The 18,813-nt window shown below is 40.6% G+C and carries 19 protein-coding genes; 2 read left to right on the forward strand and 17 right to left on the reverse strand.

Annotated elements, in window-relative coordinates:
* Positions 1 to 37: 37 nt before the first annotated feature.
* Together RFW85_RS10795 and pcaU are read left to right on the forward strand one after the other, a co-directional pair.
* Positions 38 to 958, forward strand: coding sequence for a LysR family transcriptional regulator (locus RFW85_RS10795; RefSeq protein WP_170248770.1), 921 nt, complete (start codon positions 38 to 40; stop codon positions 956 to 958).
* A 42-nt stretch (positions 959 to 1,000) separates the two neighbouring features.
* A complete protein-coding gene (gene pcaU / locus RFW85_RS10800) occupies positions 1,001 to 1,813 on the forward strand; it encodes an IclR family transcriptional regulator PcaU (protein WP_086265678.1) in 813 nt (270 codons plus the stop codon).
* Positions 1,814 to 1,901: 88 nt separating this feature from the next.
* On the opposite strand, the gene RFW85_RS10805 is transcribed toward pcaU, so the two are convergent.
* The 17 genes from RFW85_RS10805 to RFW85_RS10885 form a co-directional block, all read right to left on the reverse strand.
* Complete coding sequence (locus RFW85_RS10805; protein ID WP_170248769.1) at positions 1,902 to 2,768, reverse strand: MBL fold metallo-hydrolase; 867 nt, start codon at positions 2,766 to 2,768, stop codon at positions 1,902 to 1,904.
* Positions 2,769 to 2,772: 4 nt separating this feature from the next.
* Entirely contained in the window at positions 2,773 to 3,186 is a 414-nt protein-coding gene (locus RFW85_RS10810; protein ID WP_032003759.1) for a YeeE/YedE family protein, read from the reverse strand.
* A gap of 4 nt (positions 3,187 to 3,190) precedes the next feature.
* A complete protein-coding gene (locus tag RFW85_RS10815; protein ID WP_170248768.1) occupies positions 3,191 to 3,604 on the reverse strand; it encodes a YeeE/YedE family protein in 414 nt (137 codons plus the stop codon).
* Positions 3,605 to 3,739: 135 nt separating this feature from the next.
* Complete coding sequence (locus tag RFW85_RS10820; RefSeq protein ID WP_170248853.1) at positions 3,740 to 4,198, reverse strand: DUF6438 domain-containing protein; 459 nt, start codon at positions 4,196 to 4,198, stop codon at positions 3,740 to 3,742.
* 649 nt (positions 4,199 to 4,847) lie between these two features.
* A complete protein-coding gene (locus tag RFW85_RS10825) occupies positions 4,848 to 7,277 on the reverse strand; it encodes a glucose/quinate/shikimate family membrane-bound PQQ-dependent dehydrogenase (RefSeq protein WP_170248767.1) in 2,430 nt (809 codons plus the stop codon).
* 82 nt (positions 7,278 to 7,359) lie between these two features.
* Positions 7,360 to 8,679 carry a carbohydrate porin gene (locus RFW85_RS10830; RefSeq protein ID WP_170248766.1) on the reverse strand — a complete coding sequence of 440 codons (1,320 nt, stop codon included), beginning with the start codon at positions 8,677 to 8,679 and terminating at the stop codon, positions 7,360 to 7,362.
* 57 nt (positions 8,680 to 8,736) lie between these two features.
* Entirely contained in the window at positions 8,737 to 10,188 is a 1,452-nt protein-coding gene (locus tag RFW85_RS10835) for a right-handed parallel beta-helix repeat-containing protein (protein ID WP_309171530.1), read from the reverse strand.
* 19 nt (positions 10,189 to 10,207) lie between these two features.
* Complete coding sequence (aroD, locus tag RFW85_RS10840) at positions 10,208 to 11,035, reverse strand: type I 3-dehydroquinate dehydratase (protein WP_170248852.1); 828 nt, start codon at positions 11,033 to 11,035, stop codon at positions 10,208 to 10,210.
* Positions 11,036 to 11,104: 69 nt separating this feature from the next.
* On the reverse strand, positions 11,105 to 11,734 hold the full coding sequence (pcaG, locus tag RFW85_RS10845) for a protocatechuate 3,4-dioxygenase subunit alpha (protein ID WP_170248765.1): 630 nt from the start codon (positions 11,732 to 11,734) through the stop codon (positions 11,105 to 11,107).
* A 14-nt stretch (positions 11,735 to 11,748) separates the two neighbouring features.
* Positions 11,749 to 12,474 carry a protocatechuate 3,4-dioxygenase subunit beta gene (gene pcaH / locus RFW85_RS10850; RefSeq protein ID WP_000077913.1) on the reverse strand — a complete coding sequence of 242 codons (726 nt, stop codon included), beginning with the start codon at positions 12,472 to 12,474 and terminating at the stop codon, positions 11,749 to 11,751.
* Between the two features lie 10 nt (positions 12,475 to 12,484).
* Positions 12,485 to 12,898 carry a 4-carboxymuconolactone decarboxylase gene (pcaC, locus tag RFW85_RS10855; protein ID WP_000997505.1) on the reverse strand — a complete coding sequence of 138 codons (414 nt, stop codon included), beginning with the start codon at positions 12,896 to 12,898 and terminating at the stop codon, positions 12,485 to 12,487.
* Positions 12,899 to 12,913: 15 nt separating this feature from the next.
* Positions 12,914 to 14,269, reverse strand: coding sequence for an MFS transporter (locus RFW85_RS10860; protein WP_309171531.1), 1,356 nt, complete (start codon positions 14,267 to 14,269; stop codon positions 12,914 to 12,916).
* 42 nt (positions 14,270 to 14,311) lie between these two features.
* Positions 14,312 to 15,097: a 3-oxoadipate enol-lactonase gene (gene pcaD, locus RFW85_RS10865; RefSeq protein ID WP_170248763.1), complete on the reverse strand. Its 786-nt coding sequence runs from the start codon at positions 15,095 to 15,097 to the stop codon at positions 14,312 to 14,314.
* Positions 15,094 to 16,449, reverse strand: a complete 1,356-nt coding sequence (locus tag RFW85_RS10870; RefSeq protein ID WP_170248762.1) for a 3-carboxy-cis,cis-muconate cycloisomerase — start codon at positions 16,447 to 16,449, stop codon at positions 15,094 to 15,096. The genes pcaD and RFW85_RS10870 overlap by 4 nt, the downstream gene beginning before the upstream one ends.
* Before the next feature lie 2 nt (positions 16,450 to 16,451).
* Complete coding sequence (gene pcaF, locus RFW85_RS10875) at positions 16,452 to 17,663, reverse strand: 3-oxoadipyl-CoA thiolase (RefSeq protein WP_170248761.1); 1,212 nt, start codon at positions 17,661 to 17,663, stop codon at positions 16,452 to 16,454.
* A gap of 12 nt (positions 17,664 to 17,675) precedes the next feature.
* A complete protein-coding gene (locus tag RFW85_RS10880) occupies positions 17,676 to 18,329 on the reverse strand; it encodes a 3-oxoacid CoA-transferase subunit B (protein WP_170248760.1) in 654 nt (217 codons plus the stop codon).
* An 18-nt stretch (positions 18,330 to 18,347) separates the two neighbouring features.
* Positions 18,348 to 18,813, reverse strand: a 466-nt coding sequence (locus tag RFW85_RS10885) for a 3-oxoacid CoA-transferase subunit A (RefSeq protein WP_309171532.1), incomplete at its 5' end; no start/stop codon positions are given.

An 18,813-nucleotide genomic window follows, 5' to 3' on the forward strand; every position in this document is an offset into this window, starting at 1 on the left:
TTAATATGAATGAAATGATTTTATTAAATAACATCTCATGAATAATATTCATAACCTACATGGCCTAGACCTAAGTTTTTTCCACCGGATTGATATCAATTTATATCCGCTTTTTATCGCGATTTATGAGCAAAAAAGTATTTCAAATGCGGCAAGTAGCCTTAATATTACGCAGTCAGCGGCAAGTCATGCTTTGCAGCGGTTACGTCAGCAACTTGAAGATGATGTATTTATACGAGTAGGCAATAAAATGTCTGCCACTCCTTTTGCCGAGCAGATTTACCCAACTGTTAAGCAAGCACTTTTAACCATTCAAAATATTAGCCAGCAGAAGCATGTGTTCGATCCAACAAGCTTAAAAAACTTAAAAATCGCCGTGCATGATGAAATTGAGCCAATTATTCTTCCAAGACTGGCTCAACATTTTCAAAATCTTAATTTAGATTTGCAGTTTGTGAGTATGAAGCTAGATCGAAAACATATTATGACTGACTTAGCGACACAGCAGCTCGATTTCGTGATTGACCTAGAACAATATTTATCACCCAAAATTACCTTTGATCATTTGGTAACAGACGAGTTCGTCATTTGCAGTCAACTTAAAGAAGTCGATTTATCTACTTACATCAGTGGTCGGCATATTGGTGTTTCCTCACGCCGTACGGGCGCTTTACTTGAAGATATTTATTTAAATCAACACCAAAAAATTTCAAGAAATGTATTTATGCGCTGTCAAAACTACTCAACAGCGTTACAAGTTTTGGGAGCTCAAGCCGACGCAATACTTACTATGCCTCGAATGATTTTGCAGCATTTGTCTTATAGTGCTGCAATTCGCTTACATTCTCTGCCTTTTGAGATAACCAATATTAAAATGGGTATGTTTTGGCACGAAGATTTAAGGGATAATTTAAGGCATCAATTTTTGCGACATGAAATCATTAAACTTTTTCAGTAAAGCAAATTGATCTACTAAGCTTCTATCGTACAAGGATCAGTAATGAGTAAAGATGAACGGATAATCCAGAATCAGGACAACAAAAAAACGATTCGTCATGAAGATTACATTGCTGGCATTGGTAAAGGCATGGCGATTTTAGATAGCTTTAGTAGTAATCAACATCGTTTAAACATTTCTATGGCAGCCGAAAAAACTGGACTCACCCGAGCGGCAGCAAGACGTCATTTATTAACATTAGAATATTTAGGATATCTTGAGTCAGATGGCCACTATTATTATTTAACCCCAAAAGTTCTTAAATTTTCAGGAGCTTATTTAGGTGCGGCTCAGCTTCCGAAAGTATCTCAACCTTTATTAAATCTGTTAACTAACCAAACCTCTCTTATTTATTCAGTGATGGTACTTGATGGTTATGAAGCCATTACCATTGCCCGTAGTGCAGCCCATCAACAAACTGACCGTGTAAATCCATATGGTTTGCACTTGGGTAATCGCTTGCCTGCTCATGCAACCTCAGCTGGAAAAATTTTACTGGCACATTTAAGCCAAGAAGAACAATTAGACTGGCTCCAAAAATATCCACTTCAGCGTCTAACTAAATATACGCATGTCGAAAATGATAAATTTTTAGAGTTATTAAAAGAAATTCGAGAACAAGATTGGTGCTATTCGCGTGAAGAACACGAATTAGGCGTTCATGCGCTCGCCGTACCGATTTATGGGCAAGACTTTAAAGTGGTTGCAGCTCTAAATATTGTTTCTCCGACCATGAAAACAACTGAAGAATATTTAGTTCAACACATTTTGCCGCTATTGCAAGAGACGGCGCGCGATTTAAGACAAGTTCTCTAAATTTTGCTTAGGCTATTTTCATAAGATTAATTTTTTGCTTAGGCTATTTTAATAAGTGAAATGATCGGAATATATGCTTAGGCTATTTCTAAAAATAATTAAATGGGATTTTTAAATAACGGATACCATTCGCTTCAGGTTCCGGAAAATTTCCACCATTCATATTAATTTGAATTGAAGGCAAAATTAATTTTGGCATTGCCAAAGTAGCATCTCTTTCTTGACGCATTTTGATGAATGAGTTCTTGGAAACTCGTCGATTTAAATGAATATTGCTTTGCTTTTGAGTTTTTATATCTGTTTGACAGATATATTCATCACGGCCTTCGGGCTTATAGTCATGGCATAAGAACATGCGCATGTCGTCAGGAAGTGTATAAAGTTTTTGTACCGAATCATAAAGCTCAGCAGCACTTCCTTTAGGAAAGTCGCATCTGGCCGAGCCATAATCGGGCATAAATAAAGTATCACCTACAAAAACAGCATCAGCAATCACATAGCTTAAGCAAGCGGGCGTATGCCCTGGTGTAGGAATGTTATAGGCTTCTATCTCTCCTATTTTGAAATGTTCATAATCATCAAATAAATAATCAAAAGGCTGATTTTCGTTAAATTTCTTAAAATCAAAATTATAGATAGCAGAAAATGTTTCTTGTACTACTGAAATTTTTTGACTAATTGCAATTGTACCGCCCAATTTAGATTTTAAATATTGAGCCGCAGTCATATGGTCGGCATGTACATGGGTTTCTAAAATCCATTGTACTTTGAAGTTTTGAGCCAAGATATAATCAATAATCAGATCAGCATGAGTTGTTTTTGTAGTGGCCGATGCGGCATCGTAGTCAAGCACGCTATCAATAATAGCGCATTGACGAGTCGCTAAATCCGCAACAACATAGCTGAAAGTATTGGTATTTTCATCAAAAAAATCTTTTACTAGAGGTTGTTGCATAGGTTTAATTTCCTTTATTTAAAATTCGATAAATAAACATTCCTAATAACATTGCGACAATAAAATAAAGCGCTTCAAAATGTCCTAATCCAATAAGTGTTAACGCGGGCGCTGGACATATGCCTGCTATTCCCCAGCCTATACCAAAAATAAAAGCGCCTACAATTAACCTTTGGTCAATCTGCGTATTCGTTGGTAATTGAATTTGTTCATTAAAGAGTGTTTTAGGGCTTTTTATAGCCTTTTGAAAAGGGATAAATGCCACAGCAATAGCCCCCAACATTACAAACATTAAGCTGATATCCCATTGCCCAAAGATATCTAGAAAACCTAATACCTTTTCTGGATTAGACATGCCAGAGATCATTAAACCCAATGAAAATAAGCTACCAAATAAAAAAGCAAAAATATTTTTCATAAGATTACCCCAACACATGACGAATGATATAAACCGTTAACATGCCAGCAAACATAAAAACTGCTGTCGCAATCATCGAGCGTTTTGATAGCCTGCTCATACCACAAATACCATGACCGCTTGTACAACCCGACCCTAACCGTGTTCCAAAGCCCACAAGTACGCCTGCTAAAATAAGGGCAAATATATTGGCTTTAATTTCAATTTCAGGCTGATAAAAATAACCATATATGAAAGGTGTAATCACGAGTCCCGCAATAAACCAGAATGCCGAACTCTTAAAGGTGTCTTTAGTAGGATTGATGACTTGAGCAAGCAAACCACTAATTCCGGCTATACGGCCATTTATATATAAATACCCAACTGTTGCAATGCCCAGTAGCAAACCACCTAAGAAAGCATAGACAATATTTGACATATAACTACTCTCATCAATATATGTTTTTATAATATGTATTATACGCTGATTCTTTTAGAAATACTTAAAATAAAACTCTTAAGTATATAATTCGTCTTAACAAGAAAAAGCCCCAAGATTTTGGGGCTTTTATCATTAAATTAGATCTTTAATGCCTAACTGTTCAGGTAACTTTTCCATAACTTTATTCAATCTATTATTTGCTGGAGAGATACAACCTGTGTAATGGCTTAATTTTGTTTCAGTACCATTTGGTTGAATCCAAGTAATGTAATAGCTAGACATATCGGTCGCTGTTTGCTGGCAACCTGCAGTTTTTGATTGAGTTCCTGTTTGAGGACGATAAGTTTTTAAATCCTTTGCAAGTTTTTGATAATCTTTTACGCTACCTTGTATTTCTTTAACACCAATTGCTTTTGTATATTGCTTACCTTCAAAGCGAATTAAACCCGTAGGTGTTACTTCTACAGAATAAATCGGACATGCACCAAAGCATGGGCTAGAAGCATAGCGTATTGTCTCTTGTGTATTCGGTGCTTGCTGAACAGAAGCACAACCCATCAAGGCTAAACCAGATAAAGTTGCAAGAACCAAAAATCTCATTACATCACCTATTATTATCAAGTGGCTTTAATTTATCAAATCATACACTTCTTGTCATTAAAGACTATTTTTTGTGATTTATTCATTATTTAACTTTTAATTTTGCTTAGGCTATTGAGCAGAATTAAAAAATCATTTTGTTTCACCCATAAAAAAAGGCCCATCTTTCGATGAGCCTTAAGCTAATAAGAGCTTAAATTCCTGAAATACAAATTATTACTGGGTAGTAATAATCTGCGTCGATCATTCTAGCTCAACCTAATAAATTATATAAATATAATATAAATATATATTTATGCTCGTTTTTCCTACAAAAAAAACCTAATTTTTAAGATTAAAAACCTAATAATGTTTATTTCTAATTAAAATTCACAACCTTAAGTTAAACAAAACTTAATAAAAGTTAAGTTTTTATTTATAGGTAAAACATTATAAGAAAATGGTCAATCATTAGACTATATCTAGCGTTCAGGATGAAATGACCATAAGGCTATCTTAAGTTTAGCAACAACATCAAGCACTTTTTTACTATTTGGTAAAGCTATCTAGTTAAAAATATAGAAATTACTTTTATCATTTTATACAAAAAATATATTAAATATAAAGACAAAAGAGAAATACTCTCTTTTGCCTAACTTAATTATTGTTCTAAACTATAAGCGATCACATAATCACCATGATCAGGTGATTGACGTGCTCCACCTGCGGTAACAACTACATACTGTTTACCTGTTTTAGGTGAAACATAGCTTATAGGTGTTCCTTGGCTACCTACTGGCATACGTGATTTCCACAGTTCTTTACCTGTAGATGAATCAAATGCACGTAAGTAGTAATCTTGTGTAGCAGCAAAGAAAACCAAACCACCTTGAGTTGCCATCGGCCCGCCAATTGTTGGCATACCGATCGGTGCTTTTAAGCCCATCTTAATTCCCATAGGCCCAGTATCTTCTACTGTACCTAATGGTACCTGCCATGCAACCTGACGAGTTTTCAAATCAATCGCAGTCATGGTACCAAATGGCGGTTTTTGACAAGGAATACTTAGTGCTGACATAAAGCGGTTTTTATTCACTTTATATGGTGTACCTTTCATTGGTACAGCACCCATACCTGTATTTACCTTCTCTCCACCATTCGCCTGAATCTTAATATCTTCAGGAGTTTGCTCCATCAATTGAATCCATAAGCCAAGGCGCATATCGTTCACGAACATATAACGATGAGTCGGGTCAAAAGCGATGCTACCCCAGTTCATGCCGCCCAAAGAGCCTGGGAAGCTTAATGATACATCAGTACCCGGTGCAGTAAATAATCCTTCGTAACGCATTGACTTAAAGTTAATACGGCACATGAGCTGATCAAACGGCGTAGCACCCCACATATCCGACTCAGTTAAAGTCTGATTACCAATTTGAGGCATTTCAACTGAACGTGGTTGAGTTGCGCTGTATTGCTCACCCGGAATATTCGCAGCTTTAACTGGCTGTTCAATTACTTTAGTCAAAGGTTTACCCGTTACTCGGTCAAGAACAAAGAATTGACCTGATTTGGTTCCAATGACAACAGCTGGTTTAGTCGTACCATCTTTTAATGGGAAGTCAACCAAACTCGGTTGCATTGGTAAATCAAAGTCCCATAAATCATTATGAACAGTTTGATATACCCACTTCTCTTTACCGGTTGTTGCATCAAGTGCTAATACAGAAGAATTATATTTATGATCTAATGGATTACGATTCCCCCCCCAAACATCTACTGATGAACTACCCATAGGTAAAAACACCGTATTCATTTGCGGATCATATGACATTGCAGCCCATGAGTTTGCCGAACTACGTTTATAGGTTTCACCCGGTTTAAGAACATAGTTCGGGTTTGGATTACGCGGGTCAAATGCCCAGCGAAGTTTACCCGTAATCACGTCATAACCACGGATAACACCACCCGGCATATCTGCGGCCACGTTGTCGGCAATACGGCTACCCACCACAATGGTTGTTCCAGCAATAGTCGGTGCAGAAGTCACTTCAAAACGTGGAGCTTTTGTTCCAGCACCAAGACCTTCTAGCAAATCAACCGTTCCATTTACACCAAAATCAGCACAGCGCTGACCGTTATCTGCATTCACTGCAATTAAACGACCATCAGGTGTATTAGTATATACACGGCGTGGACATGCTGTATTGGTTGCAACCGCAGTTACTGCATTTGCACCAGCTAAAGTTGGTTGTACAAGCGGTTTAGTTGAATCAAAGTATGCAACACCGCGGCAACGTTCCCAAGCATCGGCTGTAGAGTTCACCTCAGCTTTCCAGAGTTGCTTGCCCGAGTCGGCATCTATCGCAAAAATGTTGTTATGTGGTGTACATAAAAACACTTTATTTCCAACTTGTAGCGGAGTCATTTGGTCTTCAGCCCCATTACCGCTCCCCGTTGTAAAGTCGCCCGTTCTAAAGCGCCAAGCTTCTTTTAATTTATGAACGTTATCTCGGTTAATTTGATCGAGAGCAACAAAGCGGCTACCACCTGCATCATTACCATAATTTTCCCAATTTACCTGTTTTTTTGCAGGATCAACTGGTACTAGAGGTAGTTTTTCACCTGAACTTGCTACTGTTGGATGCGGTTGGAACATTTGATAGAGCGCAATCAACATACCTACAACAACTAGTCCACCTATAGCATAGGATGAAGATGCCAAGCTCGTTTGAAATTGGTAACGTCGAATTGAAGGTAAGGTAAATAACAACGCAGCAAAAAGACCGGCAGGAAACATTAAGCGCGAAAATAGCGGCCAAAATTCCCATCCAGCATCAACAAATGACCAAATTACGGTACCAACAAAAACAGCCGCAAAAATCCAGACACCCAGTGCTTTTTTACGGAAAATACTAATTGCCGAAATGGTTATAAACAGTCCTGAGATAAGGAAATACCAAGAACCACCAAGAGATACTAGCTTTCCGCCACCTACGATATAAAAAACACCAGTAGCCAATAAAACTAGACCTAATATAAAACACCATATTTTGAATAAGATATGAAACTTAGAATCTGATTCAGACATAGATCCTACTCCACATATACTGAACCCGAATAGTTCAAGCATTTGGGCCAGTTAAACTATGTCTAACCAGCCATCAATATTGTTAAAAATTGACTTTCACACTAAGACCAGCCACCCAAGCATCATCAACTTCTTTTACACCAGCAGGTTGATGAATATATTGGATGTTTGGACGTAACATGACGGCCGGAGACCATTGATAGGTATAGTTCAACTCGACATTTAGTTCGTCGTCTTGAATTGGAATATAGTCAGATGCAATCGAATCATAGCTGTAATATCCACGACTTTCATTTGTTGCGATCTGTTTATCTTTAGCACGGTCATTAACTACATAATTGGCTATACCAAAACCAATCGAATCATTTGGACGGCTATCAAATGGCCCCTTATACCAAAGAGCAAGTTGTTGCGTACTTTGAACAAAAGTCGTTGCCTTATCATTTACAACGCCATTAAAACTTACATATAAACCGCGTTTCGGATCTTCGCCTTTATTCGTCAGTTGTTGTTGTACATTAATCCAGAAACTTTGTTTCCCGTCATGCACTTTACCCGCAGTTTTAATATCATTTGCTTCGGCGGTTGAATACAGTGCACCTACTTTATATTCACCCGGCAAGCGATTAAAGGCAGCAAGTTTTGGTTTCCATGCAAGTTCAACTGGTATGGTGGCGCCCTTCACATTGTTCATATCCAGATTAAAACCATCACTATTTGATTCGGTTTTAATGTTGTCTGGATTGACCTCATACACCCCCAATCCCAAAGTCCATTCAGGCGCAAACTGATATTTAACGTTTGTCGCCCAAACACCTACTGGTGAGTTATACCAAATTGAACCGATTGATTTTCCTAGTTGTCCACCGCAAAGCAATAAGTTCTGAAATTCACATTGAGAACTATTAAAGTCTTCTGACATTCCCATACGGCCAAATTTGACCTGTACAGTATTATCGATAAAACCCTTCTTCACCCATGCTTGAGATAAACGCCAGATTTTACCGCGACCATAAATCTCTTGAGCATTACCCAATTGGCTAGAACGTGGGTCTTTAATACGCTCGAGAGTTAATGCATTACCATCACGTTTGGTCACGATTACGCTTGCTGTTGTATCTTTCCATCCAGCAATTTTTTCTAAATCTAGGTTTGCACCTAAAGAAAGTTGTGCAGCATTTTCAAAAGTATTGCTGTCGTTGTAACCACCATCTAAATTTGTGGCACTTTGGCTCATAATAGAAGCTGTAAATTTATAGCCCTGCTGCTCTAATTGCTGGCGTTTTCCATTCCAGTCACCTAGCAACCATTGACGGTCTTGTGACCAAGGCTCATTCGCGAGCGCAAATTGGCTACCTAATACAGCGAGCGTTAAAACACTCAATTTCATTAAATTTGGCATTTCAAGTCCCTTTTATCATTTCTATGCTGCGCCTCATATGAGGCGCTTTCCTTATTGTTATTTAACACTTGTAAAACCAAGCTCAGAAGTTGCGCCAAAACGATCAGTAATATTCGCTGTAATTGAGGCAACTTTTACAGACGGCTTCCAATTCGCTTTTGCGATCCCTTGTGCATCTGTAGCAACAGTTATTGCTCCTAAATATTGCTCAGCTTCTTTTGATGACGCATTTTGATTACCAAAAAATTCAACTTGATAGCGTTGATTTGGCAAGCCATTGACTTCTACAGCAACTGAACCTTTATTTGCAGTTAATTTAGGAGCTTTAATACCCTGATTAGGTTGAGCATTACAGCCTTGTTCATTTGGCTGAGTACATGTTTTTTGTTGTTTAGATGGGTCAACAACCACACCGCCACCACGAGAACCTACAAATCCGGCATGCTCAAGTGCAGGCACAGCAAATACAATTGCACCCAAACGCTGATCTGGTACACATGAACCACCCGCTTCACAGCGTTTAATATCTTTACCATTGTCCCAAATCAGGTTTTTAGTCAATGTAATTTTTGCATTTGCATCTTTTTCAGAACGGATGGCTACACCAATACGATTACCATGTACTTTATTACTATCAAGAATATTGCCATCACCCGTCATGTTGAAACCAATCGAGTTATTGGTCATTTCGTTGTAGGCAATATAGTTACGCTTACCCCAGTTGATCTGTAAGCCATCTGAATAGTTTTCGAATTTATTACCAACTACCGCATTATCATTACCCCACAAAATTTCAATACCTTGTGATGGTTCTGGGTTTGCTTTGGTTGAAACAAAATGGTTATTCGCAATTAAGTTAAACGCAGCACCACGTGTCAGCTCTAGACCATCACCATTGTCTTGGAAAATATTGTCTAAAACTTTGTTGTTATTGGTCGTGGTTGCGGTTGGGTTACCTTGACCATCATCACCAGTGAGCATGACACCAGCACCGCCGTAGTTATTACTAATACGGTTATGTTGGATGAGGTTATTGCTCGAGCGGTTAATCAATACCCCAATACAGAAGCGATGAATGTCTAAACCTTTTAAAGTGACATTGTTGACGTCACGTAGTACCAATCCCGGTAAAGTCATAGTACGTACATTGGTGCCGTACTGCTCAGGGTTTGCACCGGGACAAGCTTTCGCCCCTTCGCCTTTAATATAATTTGAACCATCAATTGCGATGTATTCGCCAGTTTTATCCCACTGTGTACCAATGATTTTGACAGGTGCTTTAATTTCAGGAAGTGCACTATTTAATTTAATCGCATAAGGCGCTTTGCCTACTGCTTGAATCAAAATGTCGCTAGCTTCGCTTGGGTTTGCATTGGCTTGTTCAATTGCCCAGCGTAAAGAGCCTTTATTGCTATCGTCTTGATAACGATCAACAACATAAGTTTGTGCTGCCGCTACTCCTGAAACCATCAAACCTAATGCAAGAGTAGTTAAACGTAATGTATTCATTTCATCATATCCTTATGATTTATGGGTTTGTTGGTTGAACGGTTTGTAAAATCTGTTTGAGCTTGGTCACATCAATTTGACCCGGTGCAGAAGCCTGACCAATCATGCCAAAGCTATAACTTCCGCCCATATTGCCAGTCGCAACACGAGAAATCGTACCTAATTGCCCCATTGACATCGTCAATAAAGGTTTAGTGGTTTGCTGGCTTACCTTTAAAGTTGCGTTCATTAAAGTGAAAACATCTTGTTTAGATTTTGGCATTACGGCAATTTTGAGAATATCTGCACCCATTTGATCTTGTTTTAATAAGCGTTTTTCAATTTCATCTTGGCTTGGTGTTTTTTGGAAGTCATGATTAGACATGACAACGAGCACTTTCTTTTGATGTGCTTTTTGAACAATGTCTAAAACTACTTTTTGATCACGGAACATTTCAACATCTAACCAGTCCATGAACGGACTCTTTAAGTAAGCCTGATAAGTCTTACCATAATCCACATCACTAATTTCAAGCTGGCCACCTTCGTTTTTGGTACGAATTGTGGCGATCATTGGTTTATTGCCTAAAATCTTTTTTAACTCATGACCCAAGGCAATCACTTGTTTTGTATCACTCGCGAAACTGAGTAAATCGATACGAAACTCTGCCAAATCAGCATCTGCTGTATTTGCAATGACCTGAGCTTGTGCCAAAGCTTGTTCTTTGGTTTTTGCGGTAATCGGAACAATCGTTTTAACGGCTGTAGCGGCAGGTTGTGTTTGAGCGGCTAAAGCAACAGGTTCAGCATTCACCTGTGCTGTAAAAAATGGGAGTGCAAGCAAACTTAGGCTTAATAATGCTTTCATGTTCATATGGTTCATCCTTAAAAAGGCTACACGCATCCTTGAATAATCAGGTGTAGCCTTAGGTATTTCTTAAATGTCAAAAAATACAGTTTCGTCATCGCCTTGAATGCGAATATCAAAGCGGTAAACAACTTCACCATTTTCTTCAAAACGTTTCGCAATAAGTGTTTGGCGACGTGGTGCCCACTCAATGCTATTTAGAATCGGGTCGTTGGCATTTGCTTCAGCTTCATCTTCAAAATAAACTCGTGTATGAAGACCTAAGTTAATACCGCGAGCGAAAATGACTAATGCAATATGAGGTGCTTGAGTTGAACCTTTACGGCCTGCTGTCGCGCCCGGCTTAATTGTATTAAAGCTCCAAACACCCGTTTCAAAGTCTGCACCTGTACGGCCCCAACCTTGAAATGCCTGGTCAGCTTTTTGCTCACGCGTATCTGCCTGACTTGGATAAATACCATTCGCATCGGCTTGCCAAATTTCGATCAGCACATCGCGTAGCGGTAAACCTAATCCGTCAAACACTTGGCCTTCAAGACGAATACGCTCACCTTTGGTCTGATCTTGTACTAACTGGTTATTAAAGTTGTTTTCAAATACTTCAATATTTGCTTGTTGTGGCAATAAGCCAATGTGAACGTAAGGTCCACCTGTTTGAGATGGAGTTTCTTTTAGTTCCTGAAAATTCCAGTTATTCATGCTCGTGCTCCCGATTAAGTCAATTCATTTTCGAAGTAAGTCGCTCGACGGCCACGTAAAGTGATGTCAAAACGGTAACAACGGCTATCAGCTTCGATAAAGTTGTTTTTATCTTCTAGTGCAATCAAGGCACGACGTTGATCTTCAGAAGGAATCGTTTTTAAGATTGGGCAAGTGTCAATGAGCGTATCGCCTTCAAAATAAAACTGCGAAATTAGGCGCTGAGCCCAACCATCAGCAATTAAAGAGAAATGAATATGTGCAGGACGCCATTCATTAATACGGTTACGCCATGGGTACGGACCCGGTTTAATGGTACGGAAAATATAAAAACCGTTTTCATCAGTTAAGGTACGACCACAACCACCAAAGTTAGGATCCATTGCACCAATAAACTTGTCGTTTGGATGACGGTAACGGCCAGAAGCGTTGGCCTGCCATACTTCTAGAAGTGCATTTTTTACAGGACGACCAAATTGGTCACGAACATAGCCATGAACAATGACACGCTCACCAATTGGCAAACCATCTTTGGCATAGTTCAAAATCAAATCATTATCTTTCGGGCCAAACAGATTTGAAGAAAAATGCGGTGCAGTAACTTCAGTTAAAGTCTCATTAATTGAGATCAATGCATTTTTTGGCGAACGTAATACACTTGTTTTATAACCTGGCGTATACGCTGGTGGATGATCATCTGTATTACGTTGGGCGTAGGCACCCCAGCTATGTTGTGACATCTTTATCTCCTTAATCCTGTTCTTTCGCTGCAATTGGGTTTACTTCTATCCCCAACTCTTTAAAGACTTCTTCAGCCATATGCATTGCAGCGTTTGCAGCAGGTAAACCTGCATAGAGTGAACTGTGTAAGATCAGCTCTTTTAAATCTTCTTTAGTTACGCCATTGTTAAAGCAAGCACGTAAATGCATGCGTAGTTCGTCTTCACGACCAAGCGCCAATAAAATTGCGATAGTGACTAAACTACGTGTATGACGCGGTAAGCCTGGACGAGACCACACCTCACCCCATGCATAACGGCTAATAAAATTTTGAAAATCTTGGTTAAAGTCATTCAGATTTTGCAAAGACCGACCAACATGCTTTTCACCCAAAACTTCAGTCCGCACCTCAATGCCTTGTTTATAGCGTTGTTCATCATTCATTGTGATAGACCTCTATTAAGTTGCATCGGTATGCGCAACAATTGATTTAACAAATACAGCAACAGCCGCAGCAGTCGCTGGAATTAGTAATAAACTAAGAATGGCGGTAAACGACCAATCATTACCGAGTAACACAGCACCAATCCAAGCACCAAATACTGCACCGAAGCGTCCAATACCAGTCATCCAAGACACGCCAGTTGCACGGCACTGCGTTGGATAGAAACGAGCGCTTAACGCAGGCATTGAAGATTGCGCACCGTTAATTGCGATACCCGCACAAAGCACCAATACTGCAAGTAATGTTGAATTTCCTAAGCTTTGACCAACAGCAATCGCAAATAGACCTGCAGCAAAGTAGAAAATAGCAATCACTCGGTTCGGGTTGAATTTGTCCATCGCCCAACCAATAAACAAGGCACTTACCACACCACCGAACTGGAACAATCCACCGATAAATGCAGCACGCTCCATTGAGGCACCTGTTTCACGCATAAGCGTTGGTAACCAGCTTGTAAGCAAGTAAACAACCACGAGCCCCATGAAATAGGTCAACCAAAGTAAAAGTGTTCCTTTTGCATATGGTTTAGAAAACATAATTCCAAAGACATTTTTCTTTTGAGCTGTTTCAGTTTTCTCTTCAGGTACGTGAAATCCAGTCGCATTTTGGATCTGAGCTGGCGCAATATGATTTAAGATTTTGCGTACTTTTTCAGGATTCTTACCTTTCACAATTAAAAAGCGGTAAGACTCAGGTAAAACTAAAATCACTAAAATCATTAAGATCAAAGGTGACCAGCCGCCAAGTAAAAATAGACTGTGCCAACCATAAGTCGGGATCAGCCAACTACTGATAAAACCACCAGTTGCCATACCTAAGTTATAACCACAGAACATACAGGTCACGAGCAGTGAACGAATGCGAGTTGGACAGTATTCAGAAAACAACGTAGTGGCATTTGGCATCGCTGCACCAAGCCCAATACCTGTCAAAAAACGTAAAACAACAAGACTATCTAAGTTGGTTGCATAAGCAGAAGCTAAGGTAAAACCACCAAATACAAACATTGAAATAGCTAGAACAATTTTTCGCCCAAAGCGGTCAGCTGTTGGGCCAGAAACCAAAGCGCCAATAATCATTCCACCAAGTGCAGCACTCATTACTGGACCTAACTGAGAGCGATCAACTCCCCAGTCTTGTGCCAAAGCTGGTGCAATAAAACCCATTGCAGCAGTATCAATACCATCAGTAAAAATAATTAAGAAACAGATGATTGCGATCATCCATTGATACTTACTGAGTGGAGCATCATTAATTAATGCTTGAGCATCGATACTTTTATTTGGTGCAGCGTAATCCTGAGACGCCATATTTGCCTCCTTAAGGCCAATTCCTTTTAAATCACTAAGCTATTAGATTTGCTGAATAAACCTAGTCAATTCCTGAGTAAATCTTTGCGGTTGCTCAATATTAGAAAGATGAGATGCTTCCAATTTAGCAATCTGACTATTGTTGATAGCGCACTGCATAAACTCAGCATCTGCTACTGTAGTTACTGGATCTTCTGTTCCCGCAACCAGCAGTACCGGAATTTGGATTTGTGCAATTTCATCTCTTAAATCGGCATACGCTAAAGCACGACATGCATTTGCATAACCTTGTGCCGGTGTGTTTGCAAGACTTTGAATCGTCGTCTGCGCAACAACATTATGTTGATAGTCGAATTTTTCACTGAACCAGCGGGTATGCGTGGTTTTTACCAACTCAGCTAAACCATTTTGTTCTACCGAGTCAGCACGACTCAACCAAGCCTCCGCCTGACCAATTTTGGCTGCCGAGTTCGCAACAGTAATACTTAAAAAGCGCTCTGGATGATGAATACCCAACCAAAGCCCAGTAATTCCACCCATTGAAATGCCACAAAAATGAGCTTTTTCAACACTCAAGGCATTTAAAATATCAACCACATCTTCAGCTAAGTTTTGCAATGTGGTGCCACTAACTACATCACTTTCACCATGACCACGTGTGTCGTATGTAATGACATTAAAATGACTTTTTAATTCACTTACCTGTGACTGCCACATACCATGGTCTGTGCCTAATGAATTAGAGAACACAAGCACAGGAGCATCTTTTAAACCGTCAATATAAACAGCTAGCTGTTTTCCTTGGCGATTGCTAATAGTCTGTTTCAATTTGACTCTCCTTGTGCTTCCTGCAAAACTGCATCAATCTGTTGCTGAATATTGCCCAAATAGTTTTCCGGTTTGAAAATATCCCGTATTTCTGCTTGGCTAAACTGTCCTTTCACTTCTTCTAGTTGGCTAACAACATCAAACAAATGCTGGTTTTGTGCTACCGCTGTTTTACATGCAGCTTCAACTAAATGATGAGCATTTAAACGTCCAATTTTAGGAGCAAGTGCCATCATTACAGCTTCTGCCATAATCAATCCATTCGTACATTCAAGATTCTGTTGCATATGCTGAGCATTAACTTCAAAACCTTGTAAGACTTCACCAGTACGACTTAATGCTCCAGCACAAAGCTGAAAGATTTCTGGAACTGCTAACCATTCTGCATGCCATGCACCTAAGCTACGCTCATGTTCCTGCACCATACTTTGATAGATGCTAGACATAAGTGCTGGTACACGATTCGCCGCAGCTAATACGGATGCTGCTGCGACTGGATTACGCTTATGAGGCATAGTCGATGAACCACCACGCCCCTTGGCGGTTGGCTCAAACAACTCTGCAATTTCAGTTTGCATCATCAGTGACCAATCCCGTGCCATCTTGCCCGTATTCCCGACAATCATGCCAAGCACACTTGCAATTTCTACAATACGATCGCGCTCACCATGCCATGTGCTTGTCGGTACAGTCAGATTCAGTTGCTTCGCAAATGCATTAACCACAAGTGAACCTTGATCTTGCAAAGAAGCTAATGAACCCACAGCACCACCTAACTGAGCAGTCAGTACACGTGACTTCATAGCTTGAATACGGTCTAAATCACGTTTAAATGCAGAAGCCCAACGAGCAAGTTTATGCCCCAAAGTAATGGGTAAAGCTTGCTGTAACCATGTACGCCCAATCATGACTTGATGGCGATATTGCTTGGCTTGCTGTAATGCAGTCGCATAACATTGTTGAAGTTGAGCTTCCACAATGTTCAACGCATCACGACATTGCAAAATACAAGCTGTGTCTAAAATATCCTGACTCGTTGCACCCCAATGCACATAACGCGAAGCATCTTCATCAACATCTTTAACAATTGCTGTAAGCTGTTTTACAAATGGAATTGCGATATTTCCAGCTAAGCCAGTTGCGACAGCCAAAGCTGAAAAGTCAAACTTTTCTATTGCCTGCTCAGCTACTTGGGCAATTGTATTAGCCGCATTTTGAGGAATCACACCAACTTTTGCCTGTGCTTGAGCTAACGCAACTTCAACCTGAATCATATATTTGATTAAAGATGAGTCACTAAAGATGTCAGTGACGTCTTTTTGATAAAACAAGCTGGCATATAACTGGCTCATGATTAGACTCTCTCAATAATCAAAGCAATGCCTTGGCCCACACCAATACACATTGAACACAAGGCATAACGACCACCTGTTTGCTCAAGTTGGTTCAAGGCTGTCGTCACGAGGCGTGCACCTGATGCACCCAGTGGATGGCCCAATGCAATGGCACCACCGTTTGGATTTACCTTGTTGCTATCATCTGGCAAACCTAAATCACGGGTCACTGCCAAAGCTTGTGCAGCAAACGCTTCATTGAGCTCAATCACATCCATCTGCTCTAAAGTCAGGTTGGCTTGTTTAAGTAATTTTTTAATGGCTGGTGCAGGAGCAAAACCCATAATGCGTGGTTCTACACCTACGGCTGTTGAAGCAATGATCTTGGCACGTGGTTTTAAGTTGTAAGCCTGAACTGCATCATCAGAAGCAATCAGTAGAGCTGCTGCACCATCGTTGATGCCTGAAGCATTCCCCGCAGTGACTGTGCCATCTGCTTTAACCACAGGTTTAAGTTTGCTTAAACCTTCAAGGGTGGTTGATGCACGTGGATGTTCATCGGTATCAATCACAACAGCATCACCCTTACGCTGAGGGATTTCAACTGGCACGATTTCTTTAGAAAAAAAGCCTTTGGCTTGCGCGCTTGCGGTGCGTTGTTGGCTCACCAAGGCAAACTGGTCCTGATCTGCACGATTGACGTTAAACTGTTCAGCCACGTTTTCGGCAGTCTGGGGCATGGTGTCTACACCATACAATTCTTTAAGTTTCGGGTTAATGAAACGCCAGCCCATGGTGGTGTCTTCAATCTTCTGGCTACGGCTAAAAGCACTGTCTGACTTACCCATCACATAGGGTGCACGGCTCATGCTTTCTACACCCCCAGCAATCACCAAATTCGCTTCACCTGCCTTAATGGCACGGGCAGCAATGGCAATGGCATCAAGTGATGAACCACACAAACGGTTAATCGTGGTTGCCGGTACTTGGTATGGTAAACCTGCAAGCAGTGCTGACATACGGCCGACATTACGGTTGTCTTCACCGGCTTGGTTGGCACAGCCATAGATCACATCATCGACCTGTTCCCAATCTACATTCGGGTTACGCTGCATGAGCGCTTTAATCGGCACAGCCCCCAGGTCATCGGCACGGACAGGAGCAAGGCCACCGGCATAACGGCCGAATGGAGTACGGATGGCATCGATGATATAAGCGTTTTTTAATGTCATTTCCCTACTTCCTTACCCTTGAGTCGCATCAATCAAAGTTGCACCTGTTAAAGCCTGTAAATCATCAAAGCTAAGGCCTTCCACTTTCTCAATCACCTTTAAACCTTCTTTGGTCACATCAATCACACAAAGATCGGTGTAAATTCGGTCAACACATTTTTTGCCCGTAACCGGATAAGTTAGCTCAGCCACAATCTTCGGCTCACCTTGTTTGGTCACATGGTCTGTGGTGATAAATACTTTCTTGGCCCCAACCGCCAAATCCATCGCACCACCAACCGCAGGAATCGCATCCGGTGCTCCCGTGTGCCAGTTTGCCAAGTCACCATTCGCAGCAACCTGAAATGCACCGAGTACTGCAATATCAAGGTGACCACCACGCATCATCGCAAATGAATCGCCATGGTGGAAAAAGCTACCACCTTCAAGCATGGTCACAAACTCTTTACCCGCATTAATCAGTTCAGGGTCTTCTTCACCTGCTGCTGGCGGTGGGCCAAAAGCTAACAGGCCATTTTCAGAATGAAGAAAAATATCTTTATCGTTAGGTAGGTAGCTTGCAATCTTGGTCGGTAGGCCAATACCCAAGTTCACATAGGCGCCATCTGGAATATCTTGTGCCACACGTTGTGCAATCTGGTCACGGCTGAGTTTCTGGTAGCTCATGTTATTTCTCCTTATTGCTTACTGTGCTGACGCTACTTGTACAACGTGCTGTACAAAGATACCCGGGGTGATAATGTGCTCAGGGTCTAATCCACCTAGCTCTACCACTTCAGAAACCTGAGCAATGGTGACATCCGCAGCCATCGCCATAATTGGGCCAAAGTTACGTGCAGATTTACGGTAAACCAGATTGCCCCAGCGGTCGCCTTTGTAAGCTTTAATCAAGGCAAAGTCAGCCTTGATTGGATATTCAAGTACGTAATCTTTCCCATCAATCTCACGGGTCTCTTTACCTTCGGCCAAAAGTGTTCCAAAGCCTGTTGGGGTAAATACCGCCCCAAGCCCCATACCGGCTGCCTGAATACGGCAAGCCAGATTACCTTGCGGGACCACTTCAAGCTCAACCTTTCCAGCACGGTACAACTCATCAAACACATAAGAGTCAGACTGACGGGGAAAAGAACAGATGACTTTTTTAACCGAA

Source organism: Acinetobacter sp. 12966 (genome assembly GCF_031196995.1).
Classification (GTDB): Bacteria; Pseudomonadota; Gammaproteobacteria; order Pseudomonadales; family Moraxellaceae; genus Acinetobacter; species Acinetobacter geminorum.

Excerpts from the sequence above, each read along its gene's own strand:
- RFW85_RS10815 (WP_170248768.1), bottom strand. The coding sequence starts at position 3,604 with ATGTCAAATATTGTCTATGCTTTCTTAGGTGGTTTGCTACTGGGCATT.
- RFW85_RS10830 (WP_170248766.1), bottom strand. The coding sequence starts at position 8,679 with ATGCCAAATTTAATGAAATTGAGTGTTTTAACGCTCGCTGTATTAGGT.
- RFW85_RS10870 (WP_170248762.1), bottom strand. The coding sequence starts at position 16,449 with ATGAGCCAGTTATATGCCAGCTTGTTTTATCAAAAAGACGTCACTGAC.
- RFW85_RS10835 (WP_309171530.1), bottom strand. The coding sequence starts at position 10,188 with ATGAATACATTACGTTTAACTACTCTTGCATTAGGTTTGATGGTTTCA.
- pcaC (WP_000997505.1), bottom strand. The coding sequence starts at position 12,898 with ATGAATGATGAACAACGCTATAAACAAGGCATTGAGGTGCGGACTGAA.
- RFW85_RS10825 (WP_170248767.1), bottom strand. The coding sequence starts at position 7,277 with ATGTCTGAATCAGATTCTAAGTTTCATATCTTATTCAAAATATGGTGT.
- pcaG (WP_170248765.1), bottom strand. The coding sequence starts at position 11,734 with ATGAATAACTGGAATTTTCAGGAACTAAAAGAAACTCCATCTCAAACA.
- aroD (WP_170248852.1), bottom strand. The coding sequence starts at position 11,035 with ATGAAAGCATTATTAAGCCTAAGTTTGCTTGCACTCCCATTTTTTACA.
- pcaU (WP_086265678.1), top strand. The coding sequence starts at position 1,001 with ATGAGTAAAGATGAACGGATAATCCAGAATCAGGACAACAAAAAAACG.
- pcaH (WP_000077913.1), bottom strand. The coding sequence starts at position 12,474 with ATGTCACAACATAGCTGGGGTGCCTACGCCCAACGTAATACAGATGAT.
- RFW85_RS10860 (WP_309171531.1), bottom strand. The coding sequence starts at position 14,269 with ATGGCGTCTCAGGATTACGCTGCACCAAATAAAAGTATCGATGCTCAA.
- RFW85_RS10880 (WP_170248760.1), bottom strand. The coding sequence starts at position 18,329 with ATGAGCTACCAGAAACTCAGCCGTGACCAGATTGCACAACGTGTGGCA.
- RFW85_RS10805 (WP_170248769.1), bottom strand. The coding sequence starts at position 2,768 with ATGCAACAACCTCTAGTAAAAGATTTTTTTGATGAAAATACCAATACT.
- RFW85_RS10810 (WP_032003759.1), bottom strand. The coding sequence starts at position 3,186 with ATGAAAAATATTTTTGCTTTTTTATTTGGTAGCTTATTTTCATTGGGT.
- pcaF (WP_170248761.1), bottom strand. The coding sequence starts at position 17,663 with ATGACATTAAAAAACGCTTATATCATCGATGCCATCCGTACTCCATTC.
- RFW85_RS10795 (WP_170248770.1), top strand. The coding sequence starts at position 38 with ATGAATAATATTCATAACCTACATGGCCTAGACCTAAGTTTTTTCCAC.